This is a genomic window from Candidatus Darwinibacter acetoxidans (genome assembly GCF_041936445.1).
In the GTDB taxonomy this organism is placed as follows: domain Bacteria; phylum Bacillota; class Limnochordia; order Darwinibacteriales; family Darwinibacteriaceae; genus DTU010.
This window is the reverse complement of the sequence record NZ_JBHGXH010000118.1, coordinates 1-2076: the sequence shown is the minus strand read 5'-3', so window position 1 is coordinate 2076 and position 2076 is coordinate 1. Positions and strand designations below refer to the sequence as shown.

Genomic DNA, 2076 nt, shown 5'->3' with positions numbered 1-2076 from the left:
AAGGGGTACCACTAGCAGAACTATGACGGTAGAGGCCACCGCTTACTGCGCTTGCAAAATATGCACAGGTAAGACCCCTGATCATCCGGCATACGGTATTACGGCCAGTGGGGAAAAGGTACGGCCTGGAGTGATAGCGGTGGACCCGAATGTCATACCCCTTGGCACAAAGATATGGGTTGAGGGGTATGGGGAGGCCGAGGCCCTGGACACCGGGGGAGCAATTAAAGGCAAAATAATTGATGTTTATTTCCCATCACATCAGCAAGCCTTGGAGTGGGGCAGAAAACGAGTAACTATAAAAATTTTACAGGAGGTAGACAGACCGGAGTAATTTGCCACCATTTTAGTGACTAGCAAGTAAATACTTGACAAACAGCCATCTGATGTGTTATAATAAAAATAAGGAAATGAAAGAGGAGGAGGGAAAATGTTTGTAAACCTTACTCCGCACGCATTGAATGTGCGGAAAGCAGACGGGACGTTTCTGGAGCTGCCGCCGTCGGGCACAGTTGCCCGGCGGTCGGCGGAGCGAGTAGTTGTTGGGGAAGTGGACGGAATCACCGTCTACGCCACAAAGTTCGGGCGGCTGGAGGGGTTGCCCGAACCAAGCGACGGCACTGTGTACATTGTCTCAGCCCTAGCCGCCCAGGCGTGTGGTGATCGAGATGACGTCCTCGTCCCTGGTGAGGCGATCCGGGACGAGGCCGGAAGAGTCATTGGGTGCAACGGCTTGGTCAAAACATCGGAGGTGTGGACCGTGCTTGTATGGCGGCCAATAGGGAGGGGGTACCGGTGATGCGGGTGACGACTAAGCCTCTCCTCTCCTTCAGTCAGATCTCCACTTACCTGCGATGCCGCCAGGGATGGCGATATATCTACCAGGAAAATCTGGCGCCGCGGGTGGATGCTCGGCCGCTGTCCCTGGGGTCGGCGGTTCACATGGGGTTGGCGACGGCGCTCCGGGAGTACTACTACGGCTGGAAGTCGGTGGAGGACTGTGTGCGGAAAGGGGTGGAATCTTGGAGGGAGCGGGAGTTGGCTCGGGGCGATCTCTTTGAGGAGGAGATCGAAGCCATCCGCCAAGTGGCGGCTGATGCCGAGCGGATCGCCATCCGCACCCTTCGTAAGCTGCCCATCGATGAGTGGGAGACTGTCACGGATCCGGCTGGCATCCCTATGATCGAGTACCATTTCACCGTTCCGCTCAAAGGCTGGGGCGGGTTTCACGGGTACATTGACTGGGTGGGACGGCACAAGCCTACCGACCAGATCTGGTTGGTGGACTGGAAGGTCCGGGGATCCTTCCAGCCTTATGAGGTGGAGGAGGTCAATCTTCAGAACGCTGCCTACCAGTACGCCATCTTTCGGATCCTGCGTAAGCCTCCTGTTGGTACTATCACCTTCCAGATTTCGAACAAGCCTCCGGCAAAGCCGAAGCTTAACAAGGACGGCACCATGAGCCGGGCTCTCATTAAGACGGATTGGGAGACTTATAAGGCCGCCCTGCTGGAGGCCGGCCTGAACCCGGACGATTATTTGGACATGGCAGAGAAACTCTCTACTGTTGAGTTCTTCCGGCCTGCCAAGGAGTATAGGACCCTGGACACGGTGCGCCGGGTCTGGAAGGAGGTCATTGAGCCCACTGCCCGGGAGATCCGACGGTCCACCAAGATCGTGGTCCGGAATCTTGGGCACCGCACCTGCAACGGCTGTGCTTATCGGCAGCTCTGTCTTGCCGAACTCGCCGGCGAGGATGCTGAGTACATTAGGGAGACCCACTACCGGCCACGTGCCGGCATGGTGGACAAATCCCAGGAAAAGGAGGATGAAGAGAATGTCTTATAAGGTCACCCCTGAGAAGGTGGCTGGTCGTATGAAAATTTTAGTCTACGGCCCGCAGGGCGCCGGCAAGACTTATCTAGCTGCCACGGCCCAGGACCATCCGGCCATGCGGGACGTCCTCTTTCTAAGTATTGAGGGCGGCCTGATGACCGTCGCCCACCGGGGCGACATCATGGCGGAGGATATCCCCTCCACCAAGGCCCTGGAGGACATCTTCTGGAAGATCGCCAA

4 protein-coding genes are annotated in these 2076 nt (G+C 56.9%); all 4 read left to right on the top strand.

The genetic code is table 11. The features are described from left to right. Positions 1–334 (top strand): 3D domain-containing protein (locus tag ACE4YL_RS04285; protein ID WP_461369276.1); only part of this gene is annotated, 334 nt, incomplete at its 5' end. 96 nt (positions 335–430) lie between these two features. Beyond that, positions 431–799 carry a hypothetical protein gene (locus ACE4YL_RS04280; protein ID WP_461369275.1) on the top strand — a complete coding sequence of 123 codons (369 nt, stop codon included), beginning with the start codon at positions 431–433 and terminating at the stop codon, positions 797–799. Further along, a complete protein-coding gene (locus ACE4YL_RS04275; protein ID WP_461369274.1) occupies positions 799–1848 on the top strand; it encodes a PD-(D/E)XK nuclease family protein in 1050 nt (349 codons plus the stop codon). The genes ACE4YL_RS04280 and ACE4YL_RS04275 overlap by 1 nt, the downstream gene beginning before the upstream one ends. Positions 1849–1876: 28 nt before the next feature. After that, positions 1877–2076 (top strand): AAA family ATPase (locus tag ACE4YL_RS04270; RefSeq protein WP_461369273.1); only part of this gene is annotated, 200 nt, incomplete at its 3' end.